The 24060-nt window shown below is 53.5% G+C and carries 23 protein-coding genes; 14 read left to right on the top strand and 9 right to left on the bottom strand.

Annotation, left to right across the window (positions count from 1 at the left end; all coding sequences use genetic code 11):
• Nucleotides 1-426: 426 nt before the first annotated feature.
• The 3 genes from mtlA (at nucleotide 427) to mtlR (ending at nucleotide 4299) form a co-directional block, all read left to right on the top strand.
• A complete protein-coding gene (gene mtlA, locus G4551_RS00655; protein ID WP_003024181.1) occupies nucleotides 427-2343 on the top strand; it encodes a PTS mannitol transporter subunit IICBA in 1917 nt (638 codons plus the stop codon).
• 220 nt (nucleotides 2344-2563) lie between these two features.
• The gene (mtlD, locus tag G4551_RS00650) at nucleotides 2564-3712 is read left to right on the top strand and encodes a mannitol-1-phosphate 5-dehydrogenase (protein WP_003837656.1); all 1149 of its coding nucleotides are present in this window, start codon (nucleotides 2564-2566) and stop codon (nucleotides 3710-3712) included.
• Nucleotides 3712-4299: a mannitol operon repressor MtlR gene (gene mtlR, locus G4551_RS00645; RefSeq protein WP_003024179.1), complete on the top strand. Its 588-nt coding sequence runs from the start codon at nucleotides 3712-3714 to the stop codon at nucleotides 4297-4299. Before mtlD ends, mtlR begins: the two co-directional genes overlap by 1 nt.
• Before the next feature lie 12 nt (nucleotides 4300-4311).
• On the opposite strand, the gene G4551_RS00640 is transcribed toward mtlR, so the two are convergent.
• Entirely contained in the window at nucleotides 4312-4518 is a 207-nt protein-coding gene (locus G4551_RS00640) for a hypothetical protein (protein WP_003024176.1), read from the bottom strand.
• Nucleotides 4519-4810: 292 nt separating this feature from the next.
• On the opposite strand from G4551_RS00640, the gene G4551_RS00635 reads away from it, so the two are divergent.
• From G4551_RS00635 to trmL, 6 genes are all read left to right on the top strand, one after another.
• On the top strand, nucleotides 4811-5173 hold the full coding sequence (locus G4551_RS00635) for a YibL family ribosome-associated protein (RefSeq protein WP_003024174.1): 363 nt from the start codon (nucleotides 4811-4813) through the stop codon (nucleotides 5171-5173).
• Nucleotides 5174-5436: 263 nt separating this feature from the next.
• On the top strand, nucleotides 5437-7092 hold the full coding sequence (gene lldP, locus G4551_RS00630) for an L-lactate permease (protein ID WP_003837651.1): 1656 nt from the start codon (nucleotides 5437-5439) through the stop codon (nucleotides 7090-7092).
• On the top strand, nucleotides 7089-7865 hold the full coding sequence (lldR, locus tag G4551_RS00625; RefSeq protein ID WP_003837649.1) for a transcriptional regulator LldR: 777 nt from the start codon (nucleotides 7089-7091) through the stop codon (nucleotides 7863-7865). Before lldP ends, lldR begins: the two co-directional genes overlap by 4 nt.
• Nucleotides 7862-9052, top strand: a complete 1191-nt coding sequence (gene lldD, locus G4551_RS00620) for an FMN-dependent L-lactate dehydrogenase LldD (protein ID WP_003837647.1) — start codon at nucleotides 7862-7864, stop codon at nucleotides 9050-9052. Before lldR ends, lldD begins: the two co-directional genes overlap by 4 nt.
• Nucleotides 9053-9247: 195 nt before the next feature.
• Nucleotides 9248-10588 (top strand): MFS transporter, encoded by a 1341-nt coding sequence (locus G4551_RS00615; protein WP_003837645.1) that lies wholly within the window; start codon nucleotides 9248-9250, stop codon nucleotides 10586-10588.
• A gap of 46 nt (nucleotides 10589-10634) precedes the next feature.
• On the top strand, nucleotides 10635-11108 hold the full coding sequence (gene trmL / locus G4551_RS00610; RefSeq protein WP_003837643.1) for a tRNA (uridine(34)/cytosine(34)/5-carboxymethylaminomethyluridine(34)-2'-O)-methyltransferase TrmL: 474 nt from the start codon (nucleotides 10635-10637) through the stop codon (nucleotides 11106-11108).
• 86 nt (nucleotides 11109-11194) lie between these two features.
• On the opposite strand, the gene cysE is transcribed toward trmL, so the two are convergent.
• The 5 genes from cysE to G4551_RS00585 form a co-directional block, all read right to left on the bottom strand.
• The gene (cysE, locus tag G4551_RS00605) at nucleotides 11195-12016 is read right to left on the bottom strand and encodes a serine O-acetyltransferase (RefSeq protein ID WP_003024160.1); all 822 of its coding nucleotides are present in this window, start codon (nucleotides 12014-12016) and stop codon (nucleotides 11195-11197) included.
• A 78-nt stretch (nucleotides 12017-12094) separates the two neighbouring features.
• Nucleotides 12095-13114, bottom strand: a complete 1020-nt coding sequence (gpsA, locus tag G4551_RS00600; protein WP_003837641.1) for an NAD(P)H-dependent glycerol-3-phosphate dehydrogenase — start codon at nucleotides 13112-13114, stop codon at nucleotides 12095-12097.
• The gene (gene secB / locus G4551_RS00595; protein ID WP_003024155.1) at nucleotides 13114-13581 is read right to left on the bottom strand and encodes a protein-export chaperone SecB; all 468 of its coding nucleotides are present in this window, start codon (nucleotides 13579-13581) and stop codon (nucleotides 13114-13116) included. Before secB ends, gpsA begins: the two co-directional genes overlap by 1 nt.
• Nucleotides 13582-13627: 46 nt before the next feature.
• Nucleotides 13628-13879: a glutaredoxin 3 gene (grxC, locus tag G4551_RS00590; protein ID WP_003024152.1), complete on the bottom strand. Its 252-nt coding sequence runs from the start codon at nucleotides 13877-13879 to the stop codon at nucleotides 13628-13630.
• Between the two features lie 52 nt (nucleotides 13880-13931).
• Entirely contained in the window at nucleotides 13932-14363 is a 432-nt protein-coding gene (locus tag G4551_RS00585) for a rhodanese-like domain-containing protein (RefSeq protein WP_003024148.1), read from the bottom strand.
• A 249-nt stretch (nucleotides 14364-14612) separates the two neighbouring features.
• On the opposite strand from G4551_RS00585, the gene gpmM reads away from it, so the two are divergent.
• Genes gpmM through G4551_RS00570 form a run of 3 tightly spaced genes read left to right on the top strand, consistent with a single transcriptional unit; the run spans nucleotide 14613 to nucleotide 18389 of the window.
• A complete protein-coding gene (gene gpmM / locus G4551_RS00580; RefSeq protein ID WP_003837640.1) occupies nucleotides 14613-16157 on the top strand; it encodes a 2,3-bisphosphoglycerate-independent phosphoglycerate mutase in 1545 nt (514 codons plus the stop codon).
• 33 nt (nucleotides 16158-16190) lie between these two features.
• Nucleotides 16191-17450 carry a murein hydrolase activator EnvC gene (gene envC / locus G4551_RS00575; RefSeq protein ID WP_229235822.1) on the top strand — a complete coding sequence of 420 codons (1260 nt, stop codon included), beginning with the start codon at nucleotides 16191-16193 and terminating at the stop codon, nucleotides 17448-17450.
• A 3-nt stretch (nucleotides 17451-17453) separates the two neighbouring features.
• Nucleotides 17454-18389 (top strand): divergent polysaccharide deacetylase family protein, encoded by a 936-nt coding sequence (locus tag G4551_RS00570; protein WP_003024138.1) that lies wholly within the window; start codon nucleotides 17454-17456, stop codon nucleotides 18387-18389.
• Here the strand turns inward: G4551_RS00570 and G4551_RS00565 are convergent, their stop codons facing one another.
• From G4551_RS00565 to kbl, 3 genes are all read right to left on the bottom strand, one after another.
• Nucleotides 18390-19427 (bottom strand): glycosyltransferase, encoded by a 1038-nt coding sequence (locus G4551_RS00565; protein ID WP_003024135.1) that lies wholly within the window; start codon nucleotides 19425-19427, stop codon nucleotides 18390-18392.
• Between the two features lie 192 nt (nucleotides 19428-19619).
• Nucleotides 19620-20645 carry an L-threonine 3-dehydrogenase gene (gene tdh, locus G4551_RS00560; protein ID WP_003024132.1) on the bottom strand — a complete coding sequence of 342 codons (1026 nt, stop codon included), beginning with the start codon at nucleotides 20643-20645 and terminating at the stop codon, nucleotides 19620-19622.
• 9 nt (nucleotides 20646-20654) lie between these two features.
• Complete coding sequence (gene kbl, locus G4551_RS00555; protein WP_003837635.1) at nucleotides 20655-21851, bottom strand: glycine C-acetyltransferase; 1197 nt, start codon at nucleotides 21849-21851, stop codon at nucleotides 20655-20657.
• 215 nt (nucleotides 21852-22066) lie between these two features.
• Between kbl and rfaD the strand changes: the two genes are divergently transcribed.
• Together rfaD and rfaF are read left to right on the top strand one after the other, a co-directional pair.
• Nucleotides 22067-22999 (top strand): ADP-glyceromanno-heptose 6-epimerase, encoded by a 933-nt coding sequence (rfaD, locus tag G4551_RS00550; RefSeq protein WP_003827312.1) that lies wholly within the window; start codon nucleotides 22067-22069, stop codon nucleotides 22997-22999.
• Nucleotides 23000-23011: 12 nt separating this feature from the next.
• On the top strand, nucleotides 23012-24058 hold the full coding sequence (rfaF, locus tag G4551_RS00545; RefSeq protein WP_003837632.1) for an ADP-heptose--LPS heptosyltransferase RfaF: 1047 nt from the start codon (nucleotides 23012-23014) through the stop codon (nucleotides 24056-24058).
• Nucleotides 24059-24060: the final 2 nt, after the last annotated feature.

The following is a 24060-nucleotide window of genomic DNA, read 5'->3' as shown; positions in this document are numbered from 1 at the left end:
CAAAATAAATATTTTTTCTGGTGAGAAGTTGCTTTCTTTTGCAATAAAAATATCGGGGGGTAGAACCTGCTGTAGATCACATCCGAGTAAATGCAGATGAAAATACTTTGCGATCTACATCACAAAGATTCAACAAATAGCAAAGAATAAAATGTGAACCAGTTCACATTTACCCCCCATTTTTGGCGAATCCTGATCCAGTGATGTTTTTTTGTACCGATATTTTGTGATTAAGATCACATTAACTAACGCCATACACCCTATATTTACGTGACAAATATCACATAAAAGGTCGTCGACTGGACAGTTGAACGATTCAGTGCCAGATTTCGCAGTATCTACAGGGTCCGGCTACCTCCTGCCGCTACATTAACAAACCTCGGGCTTTCAGCCTGCGCGATAGCAAACATAAGAAGGGGTGTTTTTATGTCATCCGATATTAAGATCAAGGTGCAAAGCTTTGGTCGATTCCTCAGCAACATGGTGATGCCAAATATCGGCGCGTTTATCGCGTGGGGTATTATCACCGCATTATTCATTCCGACAGGGTGGTTGCCGAACGAAACGCTGGCGAAGCTTGTCGGTCCTATGATCACCTATCTGCTGCCGCTGCTGATCGGTTATACCGGTGGTAAGCTGGTTGGCGGCGAACGTGGCGGCGTGGTTGGTGCTATCACCACCATGGGCGTTATCGTCGGTGCAGATATGCCAATGTTCCTCGGCGCGATGATCGCAGGTCCGCTGGGCGGCTGGGCTATCAAACATTTCGACAACTGGGTAGACGGTAAGATCAAGTCCGGTTTTGAGATGCTGGTGAATAACTTCTCCGCAGGCATCATCGGGATGATCCTCGCCATTCTGGCATTCCTTGGCATTGGCCCATTGGTTGAAGCACTGTCCAAAATCCTGGCGGCAGGCGTTAACTTCATGGTTGTCCATGACATGCTGCCGTTGGCGTCTATCTTCGTTGAACCGGCGAAAATCCTGTTCCTCAACAACGCCATCAACCACGGTATTTTCTCACCGCTGGGTATTCAGCAGTCCCATGAGATGGGCAAATCCATCTTCTTCCTGATTGAAGCTAACCCGGGTCCGGGTATGGGCGTTCTGCTGGCATACATGTTCTTCGGTCGCGGCAGCGCTAAGCAGTCTGCGGGTGGTGCGGCAATCATCCACTTCCTGGGTGGTATCCACGAAATTTACTTCCCGTACGTGCTGATGAACCCACGTCTGATCCTGGCGGTTATCCTCGGCGGTATGACTGGCGTATTTACCCTGACTATCCTGAACGGCGGTCTGGTTTCTCCGGCCTCTCCGGGTTCTATCCTGGCCGTGCTGGCCATGACGCCGAAGGGCGCTTACTTCGCTAACATCGCTGCTATCTGTGCTGCTATGGCAGTCTCCTTTGTGGTTTCAGCCATTCTGCTGAAAACCAGCAAAGTGAAAGAAGATGATGACATTGATGCCGCAACCCGTCGTATGCACGACATGAAAGCGGAATCCAAAGGCGCATCTCCGCTGGCGGCTGGCGACGTGACCAACGACCTGAGCCATGTGCGTAAAATCATTGTTGCCTGCGATGCCGGTATGGGTTCCAGCGCCATGGGTGCGGGCGTACTGCGTAAGAAAGTGCAGGATGCAGGTCTGTCTCAGATTTCCGTCACTAACAGCGCGATTAACAATCTGCCGCCGGATGTGGATCTGGTCATTACCCACCGTGACCTGACCGAACGCGCGATGCGCCAGGTGCCTCAGGCACAGCACATTTCGCTGACCAACTTCCTCGACAGCGGCCTGTACTCCAACCTGACCGAACGTCTGGTCGCTGCACAGCGCCACAACGTGAACGAAGAGAAAGTCCGCGATCACCTGAAAGACAGCTTTGAAGAGGGTGATACTCACCTGTTCAAACTGGGTGCGGAGAATATCTTCCTCGGTCGTAAAGCCACTAACAAAGAGGAAGCAATTCGCTTTGCTGGTGAGCAACTGGTGAAAGGCGGTTACGTTGAGCCAGAATACGTCGAGGCGATGCTGGACCGCGAAAAACTGACTCCGACTTACCTCGGCGAGTCCATTGCAGTACCGCACGGAACGGTTGAAGCCAAAGACCGTGTGCTGAAAACCGGTGTGGTGTTCTGCCAGTACCCGGAAGGCGTTCGCTTCGGTGAAGAAGAAGACGATATTGCCCGCCTGGTGATTGGTATCGCAGCACGTAACAACGAGCACATCCAGGTGATTACCAGCCTGACCAACGCGCTGGATGACGAATCCGTGATCGAACGTCTGGCCCATACCACCAGCGTGGATGAAGTTCTGGAGCTGCTGGCGGGTAAAAAAGCTTAACGGTTAAGTATCTCCAAAATAGTTCGAGCTGCAGGAAGGCGGCAACGCAGTGAATCCCCAGGAGCGTACATAAGTACGTGACTGGGGTGAGCGAGGAGAGCCAACGCATCTGCAGTTCGAAATATGAAGGCGATATCCTCTCCCTTGTGGAGAGGGTTAGGTTGAGGGAAAAGCCTCACCCCAGCCCTCTTGGGTAAAAACATTGATGAAGGTTAATACTATGAAAGCATTACATTTTGGCGCAGGTAATATCGGTCGTGGCTTTATCGGCAAACTGCTGGCGGACGCGGGGATACAGCTGACGTTCGCGGATGTAAATCAGGTCGTGCTCGATGCCCTGAATGCCCGTCATAGCTATCAGGTTCATGTCGTAGGTGAAAACGAACAGGTTGATACCGTCTCCGGCGTCAACGCCGTGAGCAGCATCGGCGATGATGTCGTCGACCTGATTGCCCATGTAGATTTAGTCACTACCGCCGTCGGTCCGGTCGTGCTTGAGCGTATCGCTCCGGCCATCGCCAAAGGGCTGGTTAAACGCAAGGCACAGGGCATAGCTACTCCGCTGAATATCATCGCCTGTGAAAACATGGTGCGCGGAACGACCCAGTTGAAAGGCCATGTAATGAACGCGCTGGCAGATGAAGACAAAGCTTGGGTTGAAGAACATGTTGGCTTCGTCGATTCCGCCGTGGACCGCATTGTTCCGCCTTCGGCTTCAGCAACCAATGACCCGCTGGAAGTTACCGTAGAAACCTTCAGTGAGTGGATTGTCGACAAAACACAGTTCAAAGGTGAACTACCAAATATCCCAGGAATGGAATTAACTGATAACCTAATGGCATTTGTCGAACGTAAACTCTTCACGCTGAACACCGGGCATGCTATAACCGCGTACCTCGGAAAATTGACCGGTCATCAGACCATCCGTGACGCGATTCTCGACGAGAAAATCCGCGCAGTGGTAAAAGGTGCGATGGAAGAGAGCGGCGCGGTACTGATCACACGCTATGGTTTTGATGCAGCAAAACATGCGGCATACATTCAGAAAATCCTCGGCCGCTTTGAAAACCCGTATCTGAAAGATGACGTTGAGCGCGTGGGTCGTCAGCCGCTGCGTAAGCTGAGCGCGGGAGATCGTCTGATTAAACCGCTGCTGGGTACGCTGGAGTATGGTTTGCCGCATGCGAATCTGGTTATCGGTATTGCGGCAGCGATGCACTATCGCAGCGAAGAAGATCCGCAGGCACAGGAACTGGCCGCGCTGATTGACGAAAAAGGTCCGCAGGCCGCGCTGGCGCAAGTTTCCGGGCTGGATGCCAACAGCGATGTCGTGCTTGAGGCTGTTAACGCGTATAACGCAAAGAAATGATGCAGGACCTGGCGCAGGATATCCTGCGCCTGAATAATAGATTGTCAGATATGCAGGCAATAATGGAACAAACGCAGGCCTTTGAAAATCGTGTGCTTGAGCGTCTGAATGCTGGCAAAACCGTACGCAGCTTCCTCATCACCGCCGTAGAACTGCTCACCGAGGCGGTGAATATTCTTGTGCTTCAGGTATTTCGCAAAGACGACTATGCGGTGAAATATGCTGTAGAACCACTGCTTGACGGCGACGGTCCGCTGGGCGATCTTTCCGTTCGCCTGAAGCTCATCTACGGTCTGGGCGTACTCAGCCGGCCGGAGTATGAAGACGCCGAGCTTCTGATGGCGCTGCGGGAAGAGTTAAACCATGACGGCAATGAATATGCGTTCACCGACGATGAAATTCTTGGTCCGTTTGGCGAACTCCACTGCGTGACGGCACTCCCGCCGCCACCGCAGTTTGATACCTCAGACTCAGGTCTGCACGCGATGCAGATCCAGCGCTACCAGCAGATGGTGCGCTCCACGATGGTACTTTCCCTGACCGAGCTGATTTCTAAAATCAGCTTAAAAAAAGCCTTTCAAAAATAAGACGATGCTTGCTTATTTCTCTTCCTGCTGCGGTCGATAAAGCTGCCGATAGTACGCCAGACGTTGCAGATACAACTGCGCATTCTCCTGCGGTATTTCAGAAGGGACAACGTTGCGTGGCGGTGTTTTATTCAGATACTCGCGAAAAGCCTGGCTTGAAGCCATAAAATCGACCGTCTTATCAATTAGAGCCGAAACGTTCTCACCTATTTTCGCCATAATCTTCCCTCCTCCATGTATTAACCGCGCTCAGCCTGCGCGGTTGATCATTTAAGTTTAGGATCGGTTTGGCAATTACATTAAGGAAAACGTGCTTCACTATGAACCCGCCAACAAAATGCGCCATGGTCGATCTTATCGCTTAAAATTCCTTATTAATCAAAATAGTAATATTTTCATTAGCTGAATAATACTTGCAACATTTGATTATTTATCTTCGATTAGTTGTGAATAATCCCGCTCTGCGCGCATACTATAGGATATTCATCCTATTTTTATCAGAAGCTATCCTATGAAAGAAGTCGAAAAAAACGAAATTAAACGCCTGAGCGATCGTCTGGACGCTATCCGCCACCAGCAGGCTGACCTGTCTCTGGTTGAAGCCGCCGACAAATATGCCGAGCTAGAGCAAGAGAAAGAAACTCTGGAAAACGAGATTGCACGTCTGCGTGAAGTCCATGGTCAGAAGCTGAGCAAAGAAGCGCAAAAGCTGACGAAACTCCCTTTCCGTCGTACCATCACCAAAAAAGAACAGGCCGACATGGGCAAGCTGAAGAAGAGCGTGCGCGGCCTGATTGTCGTTCACCCGATGACCGAGCTTGGCCGTGAAATGGGCCTGAAAGAGATGACGGGCTTCGCGAAGAGCGAGTTCTGATCTCCCACCGGGCAACATCCGCTTGCCCGGTCCTTCACTTCCCCCTCGCAATTGGCCCTACCAATTTTAGCCAGATCATACCAGCACCTCACATTTCATTAAAATGTGCGTACAATACCGTTGCCAATAAATAACATTTGATTAACCATTCATTGTCATTACCCCTACACAACAATATTGGCAGGGCCACTTTTACACATAATGTGACGAAGATTTGAGCAAAGACTCATTCCATTATGTCGGCGGCCCCCAGGAGACCTGCAATGAATCTCTGGCAACAGAACTACGACCCGGCCGGTAACATCTGGCTTTCCAGTCTGATCGCATCGCTCCCTATCCTGTTCTTTTTCTTCGCCCTGATTAAGCTCAAGCTGAAAGGCTACGTTGCGGCGTCATGGACGGTGGTGATCGCTTTGTCGGTCGCCCTGCTGTTTTACAAAATGCCGGTCGATCACGCTCTGGCATCCGTAGTGTACGGTTTCTTCTACGGTCTGTGGCCAATTGCCTGGATCATTATCGCCGCGGTATTCGTCTATAAAATCTCGGTGAAGACCGGGCAGTTCGACATTATCCGCTCCTCGATACTCTCGATTACCCCAGACCAGCGTCTGCAAATGCTGATTGTCGGTTTCTCCTTTGGGGCATTCCTCGAAGGGGCGGCAGGCTTCGGTGCTCCGGTAGCGATTACCGCCGCACTGCTGGTTGGCCTTGGCTTTAACCCGCTGTATGCGGCAGGTTTGTGCTTGATCGTAAACACCGCTCCAGTCGCTTTTGGGGCAATGGGCATTCCGATTCTGGTTGCCGGTCAGGTTACCGGGCTGGACAGCTTCGAGATTGGCCAGATGGTGGGCCGTCAACTGCCGTTCCTGACCATTATCGTGCTGTTCTGGATTATGGCGATTATGGATGGCTGGCGTGGCGTGAAAGAAACCTGGCCTGCGGTGATGGTCGCTGGCGGCTCGTTTGCTATCGCGCAGTATCTCAGCTCTAACTTTATCGGACCGGAACTGCCGGACATCATCTCTTCTCTGGTTTCCCTGGTCTGTCTGACGCTGTTCCTGAAGCGCTGGCAGCCGGTACGCATCTTCCGCTTTGGTGATATGGGCGCTTCGCAGGTCGATATGGATCTGTCGCGCACCCGCTACACCGCCGGGCAAATCATCCGCGCCTGGTCGCCGTTCCTGTTCCTGACAGCTACCGTCACGCTGTGGAGTATACCGCCGTTTAAAGCGCTGTTTGCGCCAGGCGGCGCGATGTACCACTGGGTAGTCAATATTCCGGTTCCGTTCCTCGACAAGCTGGTTGCCCGTATGCCGCCGGTCGTACACGAAGCCACAGCCTACGCGGCGGTGTACAAATTTGACTGGTTCTCCGCGACCGGTACCGCAATACTGTTTGCCGCCCTACTGTCCATCGTCTGGCTGAAGATGAAGCCGTCTGCTGCGCTTCAGACCTTTGGTAGCACGCTGAAAGATCTGGCGCTACCTATCTACTCCATCGGGATGGTGCTGGCATTCGCCTTTATCTCTAACTACTCCGGGCTTTCATCCACCCTGGCATTGGCCCTGGCGCACACCGGCAGCGCATTTACCTTCTTTTCGCCGTTCCTCGGCTGGCTGGGGGTATTCCTGACTGGATCCGACACCTCATCAAACGCACTGTTTGCCGCCCTACAGGCCACGGCCGCTCAGCAAATCGGTGTTTCGGATGTATTGATGGTGGCTGCAAATACCACCGGCGGCGTGACCGGAAAGATGATCTCTCCGCAATCTATCGCTATCGCCTGTGCGGCAGTGGGATTAGTGGGAAAAGAGTCTGACCTGTTCCGCTTTACCGTGAAGCACAGTCTGATTTTCACCTGCATGGTGGGTGTGATTACCACGCTGCAGGCCTATGTCTTAACCTGGATGATTCCATGATTGTGATGCCCAGACGCCTGTCAGACGAGGTCGCATCTCGTGTGCGGGCGCTGATTGAAGAACAACAGCTGGAAGCGGGCATGAAGTTGCCCGCTGAGCGCCAGCTGGCCGTACAGCTTGGCGTGTCGCGCAATTCGCTGCGCGAGGCGCTAGCAAAGCTGGTAAGTGAAGGCGTGCTGATTAGCCGTCGTGGCGGTGGGACGTTTATCCGCTGGCAGCATGAAGCGTGGTCCGAACAAAACATTGTACAGCCACTGAAAAGCCTGATGGCGGATGACCCTGATTACAGCTTCGATATTCTCGAAGCCCGCCACGCCATCGAAGCCAGCACCGCCTGGCACGCAGCTATGCGTGCCACTGCTGCCGACAAAGAGAAGATCAGGCTCTGTTTCGAGGCCACACAAAGCGAAGATCCAGATCTCGCCTCGCAGGCAGACGTTCGCTTTCATCTCGCCATTGCGGAGGCCTCACACAACGTGGTGCTGTTACAGACCATGCGCGGTTTCTTCGACGTATTGCAGTCTTCGGTGAAACAGAGCCGCCAGCGAATGTACCTCGTGCCGCCCGTATTTTCACAGCTAACGGCACAGCATCAGGCCGTACTGGATGCGATTGTTGCCGGAGATGCCGACGGCGCGCGTAAAGCGATGATGGCGCACCTCAGTTTTGTCCACACCACGATTAAACGATTTGATGAAGATCAGGCCCGCCAGGCGCGAATCACCCGCCTGCCCGGTGACCCTGGTGAGAATAGCAGGGAGAACAACACATGATTATTTCAGCAGCCAGCGACTATCGCGCCGCAGCCCAGCGCATCCTACCCCCCTTCTTGTTCCACTATATTGACGGTGGGGCGTATGCAGAGCACACTTTGCGCCGTAACGTGGCAGACCTGTCGGAGGTGGCCCTTCGCCAGCGCGTGCTGAAGAATATGTCCGACCTGAGCCTGGAGACAAAACTGTTCAACGAAACGCTCTCCATGCCGGTGGCCCTTGCACCTGTCGGTCTGTGCGGCATGTATGCGCGTCGGGGCGAAGTTCAGGCCGCCGCCGCCGCTGATGCCAAAGGCATTCCGTTTACGCTTTCCACAGTATCCGTATGCCCGATTGAAGAAGTCGCCCCAACTATCAAGCGTCCGATGTGGTTTCAGCTGTATGTTCTGCGCGATCGCGGCTTTATGCGTAACGCCCTGGAACGAGCTAAAGCGGCAGGTTGCTCCACGCTGGTCTTTACCGTCGATATGCCAACACCTGGCGCACGCTACCGTGATGCCCATTCCGGGATGAGCGGTCCAAATGCGGCACTGCGTCGCTACTGGCAGGCAGTCACCCATCCACAATGGGCATGGGACGTTGGCCTGAACGGTCGCCCGCATGATTTAGGCAATATCTCGACCTATCTTGGCAAACCCACCGGCCTTGAAGACTACATCGGCTGGCTGGCGAATAATTTCGATCCGTCGATTTCCTGGAAAGACCTCGAGTGGATCCGCGAATTTTGGGATGGTCCGATGGTGATCAAAGGGATCCTCGATCCTGAAGATGCCCGAGACGCCGTACGCTTCGGCGCTGATGGCATCGTTGTCTCTAACCACGGTGGTCGCCAGTTAGACGGCGTGCTGTCTTCAGCTCGCGCGTTACCCGCTATTGCCGATGCGGTAAAAGGTGATATCACCATTCTGGCAGACAGCGGGATCCGCAACGGTCTGGACGTCGTACGCATGATTGCGCTGGGCGCGGATAGTGTTCTGCTGGGACGTGCTTATCTGTACGCGCTGGCAACCCACGGTCAGGCCGGGGTAGCGAATCTGCTGAATCTGATCGAGAAAGAGATGAAGGTGGCAATGACCCTGACCGGTGCAAAATCGATTAGCGAAATCAGTCATGATTCGCTGGTACAAGAACTGGGAAAAAGCCTGCCTGCTGCGCTGGCACCTCTGGTTCAGGGTAGCGCGGCGTAACAATATCCCCATAAAACCCACTTTCTGCATGGTCGGTCTGTTCTCAGCTCGACCATTTTTTATCCAAAAATAACGACCAATTAACATTTATAACCAATATATTTGACAAGTTTTTATCCACCTGTCAGATGTATATACAAGCTAATACAAGGGCGAAATATACAGATAACAACCATCATAACGGGCGAGGGTAACATGGCTTATTCCGGAAAAGTGAATATCCAGCAGGCGATAGATGACAGTCCTTTTTCGCGCTTCCACTGGGTCATTATTGTCCTGGGTTTTCTGGTCCTGGCCATCGACGGCTTCGATACGGCGGCGATGGGCTATATTGCGCCCACGCTCTCAGCCGACTGGGGCATCAAGAAACAGGATCTCGGACCGGTGTTAAGCGCCGCGCTATTGGGCCTGTCATTTGGTGCACTGCTGGCCGGGCCGATTTCCGATCGTATGGGCCGTAAACGCGTGCTGGTCTTTTCCTGTCTGTTTTTTGGCCTCGCCAGTCTGGGAACTGCCTATGCCCAGACGCTGAATATGCTCACATTTTGGCGCTTTCTCACCGGGCTGGGTCTTGGCGCGGCAATGCCCAATGCCATCACCCTGGTGTCAGAATTTGCACCAAAACGCTGTCGTTCAATGGCGATTAACACCATGTACTGCGGCTTTCCGTTAGGGGCTGCAGGCGGCGGGGTGATCTCCTCCTGGCTTATCCCCAACTACGGCTGGCACAGCGTCCTGCTTGCCGGTGCGATCGCCCCGCTGGCCCTCACCGTATTGTTGGTGCTGTTCCTGCCGGAGTCGGTGAAGTATCTGGTTCACCGCGGTAAAGGGGTTGCACAGGTTAAACGCATTGCTCAACGCTTTATGTCGGGAAGTCTGGAACAGGTTACCCAGTTTTATCTGGATGAAGACCGCGTCACGGTCAAAAAAGGCAGCGTGGCACAGCTATTCAGTATGCCCTGGCTGCCGGGCACGCTGATGCTCTGGATGACCTACTTTATGGGATTGGTTATCTACTACGTGCTGTTGAGCTGGATGCCAACGCTGATGCTGGGAATGGGCTATCCGCTGGCTGAATCCGCCTGGCTGACGTCACTGTTTACCTTCGGCGGTACCGCAGGGATCCTGCTGGCCGGTTGGTTAATGGACCGTTGGGAAGCGCATAAAGTGGTGTCACTCGGCTTTATTCTGACGATGCTGTTTGCCCTCGCTCTCGGGTTTGAACATAACCATATCATCTTGTTCGGCGCACTGATCTTCCTGATGGGGATTACCATGAACGGCGCGCAGTCCGGGCTGCAGACGCTTGCCGCCACGTTTTATCCGACCCACTGTCGCGCAACGGGCATTGCCTGGATGCAGGGCGTGGGCCGCTTCGGTGGCGTAGCCGGAACGATGATGAGCGCCCAGTTGCTTTCCCTGCAATGGCAGGCAGACAGTATATTAATGTTCCTCAGCCTTCCGGCGCTGATTGCGGCTGCCGCAACGATTTACAAACTGCAACGCTATAAACCGCACGCGCTGACCGTCGCATAGTACCCGCTCTTTCTGCTATTCTGCCCCCCGTTATCAAGGGGGCAGTATGCTTAACATCGTTTTATTCGAACCAGAAATCCCGCCAAATACCGGCAATATTATCCGTCTTTGCGCCAACACCGGCTTTCGTCTGCATATTGTTGAGCCAATGGGCTTTACCTGGGACGACAAGCGCCTGCGTCGCGCGGGGCTGGATTACCATGAGTTTACCGCCGTGCTGCGCCACCCTGATTACGCCAGCTTCGTCGCCGCAGAAAATCCGCAACGTCTGTTTGCCCTGACCACCAAAGGTACGCCAGCGCATAGCGCAGTAAGCTATCAGGATGGGGATTATCTGATGTTTGGCCCGGAAACTCGCGGTCTGCCATCCAGCATCCTCGACGCGCTGCCAGCCGAACAAAAAATTCGAATTCCGATGATGCCGGACAGTCGCAGCATGAACCTGTCAAATGCGGTGTCGGTGGTGGTGTATGAGGCCTGGCGCCAGTTAGGTTATCCCGGCGCGGTATTGCGTAGTTGATTTTTGTCGGATGGCGGCTGACGCCTTATCCGACCTACGAGATTTGTAGGCCCGGTAAGCACTGCGCCGCCGGGCATAGCTCGAAATCAGATGCCATCACCGTATTCGAAAGTATGATGAATCCCGTTGAAATGCTGATCCATATCCATAGACGGTTTATCGCTGTCAGGCTTACCGACGATGCGTGCAGGTACGCCTGCCGCAGTGGTATGTGGGGGTACCGGTTGTAAAACCACGGAACCTGCGCCAATCTTCGCGCCGCGCCCGACTTCAATGTTGCCGAGAATTTTTGCTCCCGCGCCAATCATTACACCTTCACGAATTTTCGGATGACGATCGCCGCCGGCTTTACCGGTCCCGCCTAGCGTGACGGATTGCAGAATAGAGACATCATTTTCAATCACTGCCGTTTCACCGACCACAATGCCGGTTGCGTGATCGAGCATAATCCCACGGCCAATTTTTGCCGCCGGATGAATGTCTACCTGGAAGGTAACGGACACCTGATTTTGCAGGAAGATCGCCAGCGCCTGACGCCCCTGATGCCACAGCCAGTGACCGATACGGTAGGCCTGAAGCGCATGAAAACCCTTCAGGTACAGAAGTGGGGTGGAATATTTATCGACAGCCGGGTCACGCGTACGTACCGCCTGAATATCACAGGCCGCTGAGGCAATCATTTCAGGATCGGCGGCATAGGCCTCTTCCACGACTTCGCGAATCGCAATGGCGGGCATGATTGGAGAAGCGAGTTTATTCGCCAGCATATAGCTTAGCGCACTGCCGAGATTTTCATGTTTGAGCAGCGTTGCGTGGTAAAAACTGGCCAACATTGGCTCACATTCCGCCAGTGCCCGGGCTTCCGCTTTAATGTTTTTCCAGACGATATCCAGTTCTTCACACGGCATTGCGTACTCCAGAAGGTAGCAAAACGACCGACCCGTTCTTCGCGGGTCGGGTCGTTAGATTGAAACGGTTCCTTACGGCTAGTGGCTGCTTCGCTCGTCCTTGCGCGCACGACCTAATAACGTCAATGCTGCCTCGCGCGCGTTTTTTCCGCAATACAATACTTGATAAATTTCCTCGGTTATTGGCATCTCGACACCAAAACGGTGCGCCAATTCACGAACTTCTTTCGTATTGCGATAGCCTTCAACCACCTGACCAATCTTGTCCTGCGCGCCCTGCACGTCCATACCCTGGCCGAGCATCATGCCAAAACGACGGTTACGCGACTGGTTGTCGGTACAGGTCAGCACCAGATCGCCTAAACCCGCCATCCCCATAAAGGTGGCAGGATCGGCACCCAGCGCCGCGCCAAGGCGAGACATTTCGGTCAGTCCACGGGTGATCAATGCGGTACGCGCATTCGCGCCAAAACCGATGCCGTCAGACATCCCCGCACCAATCGCAATGACGTTTTTCACCGCGCCGCCAAGCTGCACGCCAATGAAATCCGGGTTGCTGTAAACGCGAAAGCTTTTGCCGCAGTGCAGCAACTGCTGGAGATCGTCAGCAAAGGCGTCGTCCGTCGAGGCCAGAGAAATCGCCGTCGGCATGCCCGCAGCCAGCTCTTTGGCGAACGTCGGGCCGGAAATAACCGCCAGTGGAATTGAGTCCCCCAGCGCTTCACGCGCGACGTCCTGCAGCAGACGCCCCGTTTCCGCCTCCAGACCTTTTGTCGCCCAGACCAGTCGTGCGTCAGGACGCATCAATGGTTTGATGTTTCGCAGCACTTCGCCAAAGACGTGGCTCGGCACCACCACCAGAATATTACGACTGGCGGCCAGCGCAGTGGCTAAATCACTTTCCAGGCGCAGTGTGTCAGGAAAAGGCACATCAGGAAGGAACGCGAGGTTGCAGCGATCGTGCTCAAGGGTCGCGATATGTTTCGGATCATGGCCCCACAGGACAACCTGATGGCCATTTCTTGCCAGGGTGATGGCAAGAGCGGTGCCGTACGAGCCGGCACCAATCACAGTCATTGAAGCATTACTTTGGTTCATCAGGCATCCTGATGTTCTTCAGTACCTTCGCCAGCCTGCTGCTGTAAATAGTTCATGAACAGCGCATCAAAGTTGACCGGCGCAAGGTTCAGTTGCGGGAACGTACCGCGTGAAACCAAGCTAGTGATGCATTCGCGGGCATACGGGAACAGAATGTTCGGGCAGTATGCGCCCAGGCAATGCGCCATCTGAGTCCCTTCGATACCACTGATGGAGAAAATACCGCCCTGCTGAACTTCGCACAGGAACGCAGTTTCTTCACCCAGGGAAGCCGTTACGGTGACACGCAGCACTACTTCATACACGTCATCTGCCAGTTGGGTAGATGCGGTATCAAGATCAAGTTTAACCTCTGGCTGCCAATCTTTCTGGAAAACATGCGGTGCATTTGGCGCTTCGAAAGACACATCCTTGGTATAGATACGTTGGATCTGGAAAGCCATTTCAGTGTTATTTTGTTCTGACATGTTTAGAAAACCCTTAGTGTTGTCCTTTAAATACTTTCAGTACGCCTTATCGCAGCAGGGGATCCAGTCCACCACGCGCATCCAACGCATACAAGTCGTCACAACCGCCAATGTGCTGTGCATCAATAAAAATCTGCGGAACCGTCGTACGGCCACTGCGCTTGATCATCTCTTCACGCTTCACGGCATCGCCGTCAATCGGAAGCTCCTGGAAACTCACACCCTTGCTGTTCAACAGCGCTTTTGCGCGATGGCAAAACGGGCAGGTTGCTTTGGTGTAGATCTCAATATTGGCCATGACTTATCTCCAGTGTTCTTTTTACCCTGCGGCATGAAAGAAGATGGGTAAATTACTTGCCGCGAACCAGTGGCAGATTCTCACCACTCCAGCCCGCTACGCCGTCTTTCAGTACGGATACTTGCTCAAAACCGGCTTTAATCAGCGCAGTTGCTGAATCCTGGCACTGCATGCCTGAACCATCAACCACAATCACAGGTTTGTTTTTGTGTTTTTCAAGTTCGCCAAAATTGTTGGCTTTGATTTCGCTCGGCAGCAGGTTAGTGGAGCCTGCGATATGGCCTTTGCGGAAGTCGTCGCGCTGGCGTAAATCCACAACAACGGCGTCTTCTTTGTTGATAAGACGTGTAGCTTCGCCGCGAGTAATCACCTTCACTTTTGAGGTCAGGCTCTTAAACGTGGTAAATAATACAGCCGCCAGTAACGCAATCCAGGCGATACTCAAGACAGGGTGGCGACTAACAAATTGCATAATTTCTTGCATGGGGGGTAACAACTCCCGACTCAGTGATTAAAAAAACCAGGAAAGGAGTATACCTGCGCGTTGGCGCAAATACAGCCAGAGCGTGCATTGGATTGCATTTTTGCGGGGCGCTACGGAAAAAAAAATGTAAATCGGTGTTCCCCCTGGCACGCGATCCCCCATTATTTGATCTTCGGGGGCTACTTTATCGATTCAGCTGTAGTAAAATTACGCAATTATTTTTTATCTCTTGAGTGTGAGGTTGTCGCAATGTCGGTTTCTAAAAAACCTATGGTACTGGTGATTCTGGATGGCTACGGCTATCGCGAAGACAGCCAGGATAACGCCATTTTTAGTGCTAAAACCCCGGTAATGGATGCGCTGTGGGCAAAACGTCCGCATACCCTGATTGATGCGTCTGGTCTGGAAGTCGGCCTGCCCGATCGCCAGATGGGCAACTCCGAAGTGGGTCACGTCAACCTGGGCGCGGGCCGTATCGTGTATCAGGACCTTACCCGTCTGGACGTTGAAATCAAAGAACGTACTTTCTTCGCTAACCCGGTGTTGACCGATGCGGTCGACCAGGCAAAAAATGCCGGGAAAGCGGTACACATCATGGGTCTGCTCTCTGCTGGCGGCGTTCACAGCCACGAAGATCACATCATGGCGATGGTAGAAATGGCCGCTGAACGCGGCGCTGAAAAAATCTATCTGCACGCTTTCCTTGATGGTCGTGATACCCCGCCGCGCAGCGCTGAACATTCACTGCAGAAATTTGAAGAGAAATTTGCCGCGCTGGGCAAAGGCCGCGTAGCGTCCATCATCGGTCGTTACTACGCTATGGACCGCGACAACCGTTGGGATCGCGTAGAACAGGCTTACGATCTGATGACGCTGGCGAAGGGCGAGTTCCAGTTCGCTACGGCGGTTGAAGGTCTGCAGGCTGCTTATGCCCGCGACGAGAACGACGAATTCGTCAAAGCAACCGTGATCCGTGCCGAAGGTCAGGCAGATGCTGCTATGGAAGATGGCGATACGCTGATTTTCATGAACTTCCGTGCTGACCGTGCGCGTGAAATCACCCGTGCGTTTGTTAACGCTGATTTCGACGGCTTCGCCCGTAAGAAAGTCGTTAACCTCAACTTTGTGATGCTGACCGAATACGCGGCAGACATCAAAACTGCGGTTGCTTACCCACCAGCATCTCTGGCCAACACCTTTGGTGAGTGGATGGCGAAGAACGAAAAAACGCAGCTGCGTATTTCCGAAACTGAAAAATATGCGCACGTGACCTTCTTCTTCAACGGCGGCGTAGAAGAGCCGTTCAAAGGCGAAGACCGCATCCTGATCAACTCTCCGAAAGTTGCGACCTACGATCTGCAGCCGGAAATGAGCTCTGCTGAACTGACTGAGAAGCTGGTTGCAGCGATTGAGAGCGGTAAATACGACACCATCATTTGTAACTACCCGAACGGCGACATGGTTGGTCACACCGGGGTGATGGAAGCAGCGGTTAAAGCGGTTGAAGCGCTGGATCACTGCGTTGAGCAGGTGACTAAAGCGGTTGAGTCCGTTGGCGGCCAGTTGCTGATCACCGCAGACCACGGTAACGCAGAGCAGATGCGCGATCCGTCCACCGGTCAGGCACATACTGCACATACCAACCTGCCCGTTCCGCTGATTTATGTCGGTGGTAAGAACGTCAAAGCAGTCGAAGGCGGCAAACTTTCTGATATCGCCCCGACGATGCTGACGCTGATGGGTATGGAAATCCCGCAAGAGATGACTGGTAAGCCGCTGTTCATCGTGGAATAATCCCTCCCCATGAGGGGAAAGGCGATTAATACCATCACTCGGGCCGTGAAACCGCGTAAGTTTTCAGTCAGGCCCTTGTTCTACGCCAGCGCGCTTAGCGCTGGCGTATTGCTGTGCGCCTTTTCCGCCCACGCGGACGAACGCGACCAGCTCAAATCTATTCAGGCCGATATCGCGGCAAAAGAACGCGCGGTACGCCAACAGCAACAACAACGTTCCACTCTCCTCGCTCAGCTTAAAGCTCAGGAACAAGCCATCGCCGTTGCCGCAAGGCAGTTACGCGAAACGCAGAACTCACTGGCACAGCTGAACGCGCAAATCGCAGAGATGAACGCAGCACTCGCGAAGCTGGAAAAGCAACGAGCAGCGCAAGAGCGCAGTCTGGCAGCCCAGTTAGACGCCGCGTTTCGCCAGGGTGAACACACCGGTATTCAGCTCATCCTTAGCGGCGAAGAAAGCCAGCGCGGACAGCGCCTGCAAGCCTATTTCGGCTACCTGAACCAGGCGAGGCAAGAAACTATCGCGCAGCTGAAACAAACCCGCGAAGAGGTCGACTCGCAAAAAGCCGAGCTGGAAGATAAGCAAAGCGAACAGCAGACGCTACTGTACGAACAGCGCGCTCAGCAGGCTAAGCTGGAACAGGCACGTAACGAACGCCAGAAAACACTTTCGAGTCTGGAATCATCGATTCAACAGGGTCAGCAGCAGCTAGGCGAAATGCGCGCCAACGAATCGCGCCTGCGCAACAGCATTGCTCGCGCCGAAGCCGCAGCCAAAGCACGCGCGGAACGTGAAGCCCGCGAGGCGCAGGCCGTACGCGATAAGCAACAGGATGCATCACGGAAAGGCTCAACCTACAAACCGACCGAAAGTGAAAAATCTCTGATGTCACGTACCGGCGGTTTGGGTTCGCCACGCGGCCAGGCATTCTGGCCCGTTCGGGGTCCAACCCTACATCGTTATGGCGAACAACTGCAGGGTGAGCTACGTTGGAAGGGGATGGTTATTGGCGCATCCGAAGGCACCGAAGTTAAAGCCATTGCCGATGGTCGCGTCATTCTGGCGGACTGGTTGCAGGGCTATGGCCTGGTGGTCGTCGTTGAGCACGGTAAAGGCGATATGAGCCTGTACGGTTATAACCAGAGCGCACTGGTCAGCGTCGGTACGCAGGTTCGCGCCGGGCAGCCTATAGCACTAGTGGGTAGCAGCGGCGGTCAGGGCAGGCCGGCACTCTATTTCGAAATTCGTCGCCAGGGTCAGGCGGTCAATCCACAGCCGTGGTTGGGAAGATAAGTTTTGCCACAACAATTTCGTCGTCTACTACTCTCTCTCGCCAGCCTGCTGGCCTTCGCAACACCTGTTTTTGCTGGCAAACTCGCCATCGTCATTGATGATTTCGGCTATCGCCCACACACTGAAAACCAGGTACTGGCGATGCCTTCTACCATCTCCGTTGCCGTTCTGCCTAACGCCCCACATGCGCGTGAAATGGCAATCAAAGCGCATAACAGCGGGCATGAAGTCTTAATCCATCTGCCAATGGCACCGCTGAGCAAGCAGCCGTTAGAGAAAGATACTTTACGCCCTGAAATGAGCAGCGAAGAGATTGAGCGAATTATTCGCGACGCGGTAAGCAAAGTACCGAATGCGGTCGGTCTGAACAACCATATGGGCAGCGCGATGACCTCCAGCCTGTTTGGCATGCAGAAGGTGATGCAGGCGCTGGAACGCTACGATCTCTACTTCCTGGACAGCATGACCATTGGTAACAGCCAGGCAATGCGCGCAGCGTCAGGAACCGGCGTGAAGGTCATCAAACGCAAAGTCTTCCTGGATGACACGCAAAACGAAGCCGATATTCGCCGTCAGTTTAATCGTGCCGTCGAGCTGGCGCGCCGCAACGGTTCCGCAATCGCCATTGGCCATCCTCACCCGTCTACGGTTCGTGTCCTGCAACAGATGCTGTATAGCCTGCCAGCCGACATCACGTTGGTTCGCCCAAGCAGCCTGCTCAATGAACCGCAGGTGGATACCTCCAGACCAAACCTCACGCCACCGAAGAACGGTACACCTGATGCGCCGCGTAATCCTTTCCGCGGGGTGAAATTATGCAAACCGAAGCAGCCGTTAGAGCCAGTGTACGCCAGCCGCTTCTTCAGCGTGCTCGGCGAAAGCATTACCCAAAGCACGCTGGTGCAGTATATGCGCCTGCAGTGGCAGGGCTGGCAATAATCACTCTTTGCTATCCAGCGTTAAATGAGCCAGGCGGCGCGGCGTCAGTGCTTTATCGCGCCACTGGCTAAAGCGGATAGCCCACAACAGCACCTGATAACCCAGCTTAACGCTGCAAATATTGCTTACCATACGCTTGAACATACCCGACACAAATACTTCAGCAATCATGCGCTGGCGGATTTTCTCGTCCGGTTCTTTACGTATGCAATGACAAACGCGTAGCGCTTCGTAAATCACCTGCTGTTTGAATTCCGGGTAAATGGGAATACGCCCAGCGTAGTCGTGATTCATCTTATCCAGCAGACGGGTAATTTTGATGTAGTGGCGCTGGTAAGCGAGGTTTTTCAGCCCGGTGCGCGGCAGACGGCTAACAGATGCGCCGTGCAGGAAGTATTTATACAGAGGGATTTCCGTGTAACGCGCGCGCTTCGCATTAAACATAAACTCCGTCGTCCAGATAATATCCTGGTGATGCAGGCCAGACAGGAAGGTCAGCCCCGCGTCGCGGATAGTCTGATGACGATAAACGCCCATCCAGACAACGTGTCGCCAACGGCGGCTGGCTAACGCTTTGCGTAACCAGTCTGGCCCGGTCATCACGCCGGTAGAACGAATACGATCGGTAGGAATGGATGCCCAAGTGTGGCCGGTTTCCGCAATACACCAATCAGCGTTGCACTGCGCAACATCCAGGTTGTCTTTCAGCGCCATAGTCATCAGCGTTTCATACATTTCCGGATAGGCAATATCATCGCCGTCTACGTACGCGATGTACTCCCCCCTGGCGACTTTCATCCCGGTATTGCGCGCCGCCGAAACGCCCCCATTGCGCTGGTGCAGCAGATGAACGTGTGGATAACGATCCGCATAAGACTGAGCAAGCTCCGCAGAGTTATCCGTAGAGCCATCATTAACAATGATGATCTCCAGGTTCTTCCAGGTTTGCGCAATCAGCGAATCCATACACGCAATGAACGGTTCACCCGTGTTGTAAAGCGGCATAATGACGCTCAGGAGACCAGGGATATAGGTCATATCAAATCCAGCCAGACAATAGAGTAATCGGCACTTTTTAGCATATTAAGCGGTAGATTTTCAGAAAAAATTATTAATTCTTTAGCGGAAAATGCGCCGGGCGGGGGAGATTGTGCAGGCAAAAAACGCCCCGGATGATTAATGATAATCAACATCCGGGGACAACACACAGAATCCACAGGGTGGATACGGTTAATCCCAGCTCAGGATCACTTTCCCTGACTGGCCTGAACGCATCGCGTCAAAGCCCTGCTGGAATTCATCGATGGAGAATCGATGGGTGATGATCGGCGACAAATCCAGACCAGACTGGATCAGTGCAGCCATTTTGTACCATGTCTCAAACATCTCACGACCGTAGATACCTTTAATAAACAGTCCTTTAAAGATAACTTTCGTCCAGTCGATGGACATATCAGATGGCGGAATACCCAGCATAGCAATACGGCCACCGTGATTCATGGTGTCCAGCATAGCGCGAAACGCTGGCGGCGCCCCGGACATCTCCAGGCCCACATCAAACCCTTCGGTCATACCCAGTTCAGCCATCACGTCGGTCAGATTCTCTTTCGACACGTTGACCGCGCGGGTGATACCCATTTTGCGCGCCAGCTCAAGGCGATACTCATTAACGTCGGTGATCACCACGTGGCGTGCGCCAACGTGCTTCGCGACTGCCGCCGCCATAATACCGATTGGACCCGCACCGGACACCAGTACATCTTCCCCAACCAGATCGAACGACAGTGCCGTGTGCACTGCATTACCGAACGGATCGAAGATAGACGCCAGGTCGTCGGAGATATTGTCCGGGATTTTAAATGCGTTAAATGCCGGGATCACCAGGTACTCCGCAAAGCAGCCCGGACGGTTTACACCGACACCGGTCGTATTGCGGCACAGGTGAGTACGTCCACCGCGGCAGTTACGGCAATGTCCGCAGGTGATATGACCTTCGCCTGAAACGCGATCGCCGATTTTAAAGCCTTTAACTTCCTGACCGATGCCAACAACTTCGCCGACATATTCATGCCCAACGACCATCGGTACTGGGATGGTTTTTTGCGACCATTCATCCCAGTTATAAATGTGAACGTCAGTCCCGCAGATGGCTGTTTTACGGATTTTAATCAGCAAATCGTTATGACCGACTTCCGGTTCAGGAACGTCAGTCATCCAAATGCCCTCTTCCGCTTTCAGTTTGGATAACGCTTTCATTTCACATCCTCAGGCAATAACGCCCAGTTGTTTACCAATGCGTGTGAACGCCTCAACAGCACGCGTAATCTGCTCAGGGGTATGCGCCGCAGACATCTGGGTACGGATACGCGCCTGGCCTTTTGGAACCACCGGATAGAAGAATCCGGTAACGTAAATCCCCTCTTTTTGCAGTTCACGAGCAAAGTCCTGCGCGATCACTGCATCACCCAACATCACCGGGATAATCGCGTGATCGGCACCGGCCAGAGTAAAGCCAGCGGCAGACATTTGCTCACGGAACTGACGTGCGTTCGCCCACAGGCGGTCGCGCAGGTCGCTGCCTGCTTCAACCATTTCCAGCACTTTAATGGAGGCCGCAACAATCGCTGGCGCCAGTGAGTTGGAGAACAAATAAGGACGGGAACGCTGACGCAGCCACTCAACAACTTCTTTGCGCGCTGCGGTGTAACCACCGGATGCGCCGCCGAGTGCTTTACCCAGCGTACCGGTGATGATGTCCACGCGACCCATCACGTCACAGTATTCATGGGAGCCACGACCATTTTCGCCGACAAAACCGACGGCATGGGAATCATCAACCATGACCAGCGCGTCGTATTTATCCGCCAGATCGCAAACGCCTTTCAGGTTAGCGATCACACCATCCATAGAGAACACGCCATCAGTGGCGATCAGGATATGACGAGCGCCCGCTTCACGTGCTTCTTTCAGGCGAGCTTCCAGTTCCACCATATCGTTGTTGGCGTAACGGAAACGTTTTGCTTTACACAGACGAACGCCATCTATGATAGAAGCGTGGTTCAGGGCATCGGAAATAATTGCGTCTTCTGCGCCCAGCAGCGTTTCAAACAGGCCGCCATTGGCGTCGAAGCAGGAAGAGTAAAGGATGGCATCTTCCATACCGAGGAATGCCGCCAGTTTTTGCTCCAGTTGTTTATGGCTATCCTGGGTACCGCAAATAAAGCGAACCGAAGCCATACCAAATCCGTGAGAATCCATACCCGCTTTTGCCGCTGCAATCAGCTCCGGGTGGTTAGCCAGTCCCAGATAGTTGTTCGCACAAAAGTTAATAACGTGGCTTCCGTCCGCCACGGTGATATCCGCCTGCTGGGCAGATGTAATAATGCGCTCTTCTTTAAACAATCCTTCCGCACGTGCGGTGTCGAGATCGTTGGTTAACTGTTTGTAAAAATCCCCACGCATTTCAATTCTCCAGACTGGGCAAATTTCAGCACATATTACCCAAAGCTATACGTTGATACGAGATGACGCATCATCACTTCTTCAAAATGAAGCATAAATCACGTGTACCCGCACGGCTTATCGGTGAATGGCTGAAGCCTGAGCCATGTAGTGATATGATAGAAAGTATTCGTGTCTGAGATTGTCTCTGACTCCATAATTCGAAGGTTACATTTATGATCATCGTTACCGGCGGCGCGGGCTTTATCGGCAGCAATATCGTTAAGTCCCTGAATGATAAAGGCATCACCGACATCCTGGTGGTGGACAACCTGAAAGACGGCACCAAGTTTGTTAACCTGGTGGATCTGAATATTGCTGACTACATGGACAAGGAAGACTTCCTGATCCAGATTATGGCCGGGGAAGATTTCGGCGATATCGAAGCTATTTTCCACGAAGGCGCATGCTCTTCCACCACCGAGTGGGACGGCAAGTATATGATGGACAACAACTATCAATACTCTAAAGAGCTGCTGCACTACTGCCTGGAGCGTGAAATCCCGTTCCTGTACGCGTCCTCTGCCGCCACCTATGGCGGTCGCACTTCTGATTTCATCGAATCCCGTGAATATGAGAAACCGCTGAACGTCTATGGCTACTCAAAATTCCTGTTCGACGAGTACGTGCGTCAGATCCTGCCGGAAGCCAACTCTCAGATTGTTGGCTTCCGCTATTTCAACGTCTACGGACCGCGTGAAGGCCATAAAGGCAGCATGGCGAGCGTCGCTTTCCACCTCAATACTCAGCTTAACAATGGCGAAACACCAAAACTGTTCGAAGGCAGCGAAAACTTCAAACGTGATTTCGTTTACGTTGGCGATGTGGCTGCGGTAAACCTGTGGTTCCTGGAAAACGGGGTATCCGGCATCTTTAACCTCGGTACTGGTCGTGCGGAATCTTTCCAGGCCGTTGCTGACGCAACGCTGGCGTACCACAAAAAAGGCAGCATTGAGTACATTCCATTCCCGGAAAAACTGAAAGGCCGCTACCAGGCGTTTACTCAGGCAGACCTGACCAACCTGCGCGCCGCGGGCTATGACAAGCCGTTTAAGACCGTTGCTGAAGGCGTAACGGAATATATGGCCTGGCTGAACCGCGACGCATAAGGCAGGCAATCTATGAGGATTCTGGTGGTTGGCCCGTCTTGGGTGGGCGACATGATGATGTCGCAAAGTCTCTATCGCACGCTCAAGGCGCGCTATCCCCAGGCGATAATCGACGTGATGGCACCTGCATGGTGCCGTCCGCTGTTATCGCGGATGCCGGAAGTCAATGAAGCGATCGCGATGCCGCTTGGGCATGGCGCTCTGGAAATTGGTGAACGGCGTAAGCTCGGTCATAGCCTGCGTGAGAAGCGCTATGACCGCGCTTATGTGCTGCCTAACTCGTTTAAATCCGCGCTGGTGCCCTTTTTTGCAGGTATTCCGCATCGTACCGGTTGGCGTGGTGAAATGCGCTACGGCCTGCTCAACGATGCGCGCGTGCTGGATAAAGACGCATGGCCGCTGATGGTCGAACGCTATGTGGCCCTGGCCTACGATAAAGGCGTGATGCTGTCGGCTAAAGATTTGCCGCAACCCCTGCTGTGGCCACAGTTGCAGGTCAGCGAAGGTGAAAAGTCTCTGACCTGTAGCCAGTTCTCCCTTTCTGCCGAACGCCCCATCATCGGTTTTTGCCCAGGTGCGGAATTTGGTCCGGCGAAACGCTGGCCACACTACCATTATGCTGAACTGGCAAAACAGCTGATCGACGAAGGTCATCAGATTGTGCTGTTTGGCTCGGCAAAAGATCATGAAGCCGGAAATGAAATCCTGGCAACGTTAAGCGTTGAGCAGCAGGCCTGGTGTCGTAATCTGGCGGGCGAAACGCAGCTGGAGCAGGCCGTTATTCTGCTTGCCGCCTGCAAAGCGGTCGTCACCAACGACTCTGGATTAATGCACGTTGCCGCAGCGTTGAATCGACCTCTGGTAGCGTTGTATGGCCCAAGTAGTCCGGACTTTACCCCGCCGTTGTCGCACAAAGCGCGGGTCATTCGTCTGATTACGGGCTATCACAAAGTGCGCAAGGGCGATGCAGCAGAAGGCTATCACCAAAGCCTGATTGACATCACACCCCAGCGTGTACTGGAAGAACTCAACGACCTGTTGTTACAAGAGGAAGCCTGACG

The sequence above is a fragment of the Citrobacter freundii ATCC 8090 = MTCC 1658 = NBRC 12681 genome (assembly GCF_011064845.1).
GTDB lineage: Bacteria > Pseudomonadota > Gammaproteobacteria > Enterobacterales > Enterobacteriaceae > Citrobacter > Citrobacter freundii.
This window is presented reverse-complemented; position numbering and strand designations above follow the sequence as displayed.

Coding starts and splice junctions, on each gene's coding strand:
- G4551_RS00635 (WP_003024174.1), top strand. CDS start 4,811: ATGAAAGAAGTCGAAAAAAACGAAATTAAACGCCTGAGCGATCGTCTG.
- lldP (WP_003837651.1), top strand. CDS start 5,437: ATGAATCTCTGGCAACAGAACTACGACCCGGCCGGTAACATCTGGCTT.
- cysE (WP_003024160.1), bottom strand. CDS start 12,016: ATGCCGTGTGAAGAACTGGATATCGTCTGGAAAAACATTAAAGCGGAA.
- grxC (WP_003024152.1), bottom strand. CDS start 13,879: ATGGCCAATATTGAGATCTACACCAAAGCAACCTGCCCGTTTTGCCAT.
- rfaF (WP_003837632.1), top strand. CDS start 23,012: ATGAGGATTCTGGTGGTTGGCCCGTCTTGGGTGGGCGACATGATGATG.
- gpsA (WP_003837641.1), bottom strand. CDS start 13,114: ATGAACCAAAGTAATGCTTCAATGACTGTGATTGGTGCCGGCTCGTAC.
- mtlA (WP_003024181.1), top strand. CDS start 427: ATGTCATCCGATATTAAGATCAAGGTGCAAAGCTTTGGTCGATTCCTC.
- mtlR (WP_003024179.1), top strand. CDS start 3,712: ATGCAGGACCTGGCGCAGGATATCCTGCGCCTGAATAATAGATTGTCA.
- G4551_RS00640 (WP_003024176.1), bottom strand. CDS start 4,518: ATGGCGAAAATAGGTGAGAACGTTTCGGCTCTAATTGATAAGACGGTC.
- rfaD (WP_003827312.1), top strand. CDS start 22,067: ATGATCATCGTTACCGGCGGCGCGGGCTTTATCGGCAGCAATATCGTT.
- lldD (WP_003837647.1), top strand. CDS start 7,862: ATGATTATTTCAGCAGCCAGCGACTATCGCGCCGCAGCCCAGCGCATC.
- mtlD (WP_003837656.1), top strand. CDS start 2,564: ATGAAAGCATTACATTTTGGCGCAGGTAATATCGGTCGTGGCTTTATC.
- lldR (WP_003837649.1), top strand. CDS start 7,089: ATGATTGTGATGCCCAGACGCCTGTCAGACGAGGTCGCATCTCGTGTG.
- secB (WP_003024155.1), bottom strand. CDS start 13,581: ATGTCAGAACAAAATAACACTGAAATGGCTTTCCAGATCCAACGTATC.
- tdh (WP_003024132.1), bottom strand. CDS start 20,645: ATGAAAGCGTTATCCAAACTGAAAGCGGAAGAGGGCATTTGGATGACT.
- G4551_RS00615 (WP_003837645.1), top strand. CDS start 9,248: ATGGCTTATTCCGGAAAAGTGAATATCCAGCAGGCGATAGATGACAGT.
- gpmM (WP_003837640.1), top strand. CDS start 14,613: ATGTCGGTTTCTAAAAAACCTATGGTACTGGTGATTCTGGATGGCTAC.
- kbl (WP_003837635.1), bottom strand. CDS start 21,851: ATGCGTGGGGATTTTTACAAACAGTTAACCAACGATCTCGACACCGCA.
- trmL (WP_003837643.1), top strand. CDS start 10,635: ATGCTTAACATCGTTTTATTCGAACCAGAAATCCCGCCAAATACCGGC.
- G4551_RS00565 (WP_003024135.1), bottom strand. CDS start 19,427: ATGACCTATATCCCTGGTCTCCTGAGCGTCATTATGCCGCTTTACAAC.
- G4551_RS00585 (WP_003024148.1), bottom strand. CDS start 14,363: ATGCAAGAAATTATGCAATTTGTTAGTCGCCACCCTGTCTTGAGTATC.